Here is a 2,668-nt window from a genome sequence, read left to right as displayed (position 1 = left end):
GAACTTTGGTTTACCTCTTCCTAGAATTGTGAAACTACTTTGAAACGCTTTTTGAAGATGTCGCAATGCTTCTTGAGGAGCGCATTTGGATACTTCGTAGTACCAAGGATTTACTGATTTCACTTCGGCTACCAACCTTTTATGTAAGTCAATAGCTGTTGGCAGTTTTAGATTGTTAGCCAAAGCGTCCAAGCAAATTTCTAATCCCCAATTCCAAGCGTGTCTAGCTACTCCAGCGTGTTTTGCTACTAAAGTGCGTTGTTGATTGTTTAGATTTAGTCTTGTCTTAAAGCTTTTGAGCAATTTCTCTTAACTCCTCTACAACTTTTTTATTTTTATGACTGCGACTGCCGTACAGTCTGGCAGAGAACACAGTAATGATTTCTAGGACATCTTTGGCTAAATCCTCCTCATAACTAGCATCTTCTGTACCTGAATTTTGGTGACACCTGCCACCCGATCGGGATGGATCAAGTGAAGAAAGTCCCGACCTGCAATCAGTGTCTCAGATAACGCCTTACCTTGGGGCAAATCACACAGAGCATCGACTATTTGCTCACGATAGGCAAGATATTCGCAGGTTTGGGAGAGGGGAAATTCAAACACTTTTCAATTGCTCACAAAGCTAAAGTATATTAACTTGTCAAGGATACCAAGTACTATGCCATCTTCAGTGTTTTCAATGAGATAACTCAGGCGATATTCAATAATAACGAAGTTCCCTTAAATAAATTGGTTCTTTTAGAGTAGTTATGATAACTTAATAATAAATAAAAAGCTACTAACTGTGGGTCGTTAGCGACAATGAAACAGAGTATTATGATTCAAGCAATACCCAAACCAGTTACATTTGACGAATTTATTGCTTGGTATCCAGAAGGGTCGGGATGCCACTACGAACTACGCAGCGGGGAAATCGTTGAGATGCCTAAACCTACAGGGAAACATTCGCGGGTAGCTGGTTTTATTACAGTGAAAGCAGGGATTGAAATCGATCGCCTGAAACTTCCTTACTTTATTCCTAAAGAATGCGTGATTAAATCTATCCGCGATGAGTCTGGATATGAACCGGATGTTATTGTACTTGATGAGCGTACAATTGCAGACAGTCCACGATGGGAAAAAGAATCAATCATTACTCAAGGAATTTCTGTCCGTTTGGTAGTGGAAGTGGTTTCTACTAATTGGAGTGATGATTATGCTTTAAAGTTAGAAGAATATGAAGCTTTAGGTATTTCGGAATATTGGATTGTTGATTATTTGGGATTAGGAGGAAGACGCTTCATCGGTAATCCTAAACGACCTACCCTTTCTGTCTATCAACTTGTTGAAGGAGAGTATCAAGTACGTCAGTTTCGGGACAATGAACGGGTTGAATCTCTTACTTTTCCAGAGTTAAATTTGACTGCATCACAGATTTTTCGAGCAGGTCAATGAGCAATTTTCTTAAAGTTTTAAAGTTGTACCGATCTTTGGTCACATAAGCGTAATGCTCTCACAACTAACCAGTATAGTTGTAAATATTCCATTTGGTTTAGAGAAAATCTTTTGAGGTCTAATTCTCTAATTGGATAAGAGTTTTGATTTAGATTTGGTGCTTCTGTTGTGTTTAGCTTCATAAGTTTTAAGAGCGTGTTTTTGTTCCTCATCTTCTGGGTTATAGTCTGTGTGTGCTAGTAAATGTGATTTAGGTGGTTTACCTTTGAAGTTGTGATGTGCTGTGTCTTAATTTTCCTCACTAGGCGCAAATTTAGCAAATACTTCTGCTTCTGTCAGATTTAGAGTTTGATTCGCAAACTCATAGTAACTAGGTTTCCGATCGATAAAGATTTGCTCCTTGAACTCAAACTCAATTCCATTCTGAAACAGACCTGCTGGGACAAAATATTCATTGGTCGGCAACAACTTGTAGAAAATATGCGTACCGCATTCACCACAAAAAGCTCTTTGCGCCCATTCGGAGGACTGATACACTTTTAGTTTGTCTACACCCTCTATTTGTACATCCGAACCGCAAGCTATACCTAATGCTGGCCCGCCGCCCCATCGCCGACACATCCCGCAATGACAGGCATCGATGCTCTTTTTGTCTGGGGTTCGGACGGTGATTGCACCGCAAAGACACTTCCCTTCCATTTCTCATCTCCTCACTATCAAGCGATCGTTAGTCTGATTATAAAACTCATTTCTGTTGCCAGCTTTTCATCATTAAAAACAAATCAGTAGAGCGATCGATCGCACTCACAACATTCCCAGGAATAACCATTGACTGGGGTTTGTAATGTTTCTGATTTAACCACAATGTAGGTATTCCCAAATCTTGAAGCTCTGCACATAGGTAATACCCTACATCATTGATAAACTTTTTCATCCAGTCAAATGAGCATCTGCGATCGCGCAGCATGGCACAAGCAGATCCCATTTCTCCGGTGATAGCACACGCTTATCACTATAGCCAGCAAGACTCATACCATAACTCATTGAATTTGTTGACATCTTGTAAATAAAACGTTACATTTATTTACATAAGGAAACAAACGAGAGAGAGAGAAACAAATGTACACCACCAACGAAGAAGGCATTTTGAACAACTACGCTGTAGAACCCCCGGTTTACTTTGCTGAGTACCCTTCACAAGAACAGCAACAGCGTTATCTGTTTCAAGGTG

7 protein-coding genes and 1 pseudogene are annotated in these 2,668 nt (G+C 40.0%); 2 read left to right on the top strand and 6 right to left on the bottom strand.

Annotation, left to right across the window (positions count from 1 at the left end; all coding sequences use genetic code 11):
• The 3 genes and pseudogenes from ACE1B6_RS00320 to ACE1B6_RS00310 all read right to left on the bottom strand — a co-directional run.
• On the bottom strand, positions 1–303 hold a 303-nt coding region (locus ACE1B6_RS00320; RefSeq protein ID WP_413255235.1), incomplete at its 3' end, for a helix-turn-helix domain-containing protein.
• Positions 287–439: pseudogene (locus tag ACE1B6_RS00315) on the bottom strand (IS607 family transposase); the annotation flags it as partial. The gene ACE1B6_RS00320 and the pseudogene ACE1B6_RS00315, both read right to left, overlap by 17 nt.
• The gene (locus ACE1B6_RS00310; RefSeq protein WP_413255234.1) at positions 400–606 is read right to left on the bottom strand and encodes a hypothetical protein; all 207 of its coding nucleotides are present in this window, start codon (positions 604–606) and stop codon (positions 400–402) included. The gene ACE1B6_RS00310 and the pseudogene ACE1B6_RS00315, both read right to left, overlap by 40 nt.
• A gap of 213 nt (positions 607–819) precedes the next feature.
• Between ACE1B6_RS00310 and ACE1B6_RS00305 the strand changes: the two genes are divergently transcribed.
• Positions 820–1,437 carry a Uma2 family endonuclease gene (locus tag ACE1B6_RS00305; protein ID WP_413255233.1) on the top strand — a complete coding sequence of 206 codons (618 nt, stop codon included), beginning with the start codon at positions 820–822 and terminating at the stop codon, positions 1,435–1,437.
• Between the two features lie 17 nt (positions 1,438–1,454).
• Here ACE1B6_RS00305 and ACE1B6_RS00300 read toward each other — a convergent pair whose 3' ends face one another.
• The 3 genes from ACE1B6_RS00300 to ACE1B6_RS00290 all read right to left on the bottom strand — a co-directional run bounded on the left by ACE1B6_RS00300 (position 1,455) and on the right by ACE1B6_RS00290 (position 2,422).
• The gene (locus ACE1B6_RS00300) at positions 1,455–1,619 is read right to left on the bottom strand and encodes a hypothetical protein (protein WP_413255232.1); all 165 of its coding nucleotides are present in this window, start codon (positions 1,617–1,619) and stop codon (positions 1,455–1,457) included.
• A gap of 106 nt (positions 1,620–1,725) precedes the next feature.
• Entirely contained in the window at positions 1,726–2,136 is a 411-nt protein-coding gene (locus ACE1B6_RS00295; RefSeq protein ID WP_413255231.1) for a GFA family protein, read from the bottom strand.
• Between the two features lie 46 nt (positions 2,137–2,182).
• Entirely contained in the window at positions 2,183–2,422 is a 240-nt protein-coding gene (locus ACE1B6_RS00290) for a hypothetical protein (RefSeq protein ID WP_413255230.1), read from the bottom strand.
• Between the two features lie 134 nt (positions 2,423–2,556).
• On the opposite strand from ACE1B6_RS00290, the gene psb34 reads away from it, so the two are divergent.
• Positions 2,557–2,668, top strand: a 112-nt coding sequence (psb34, locus tag ACE1B6_RS00285; protein ID WP_413255236.1) for a photosystem II assembly protein Psb34, incomplete at its 3' end; no start/stop codon positions are given.

The organism is Floridaenema fluviatile BLCC-F154 (assembly GCF_041929135.1).
Lineage (GTDB): Bacteria > Cyanobacteriota > Cyanobacteriia > Cyanobacteriales > Aerosakkonemataceae > Floridanema > Floridanema fluviatile.
Note: the sequence above shows the minus strand (reverse complement) of the source record. Positions and strands in the feature narration are given on the sequence as shown.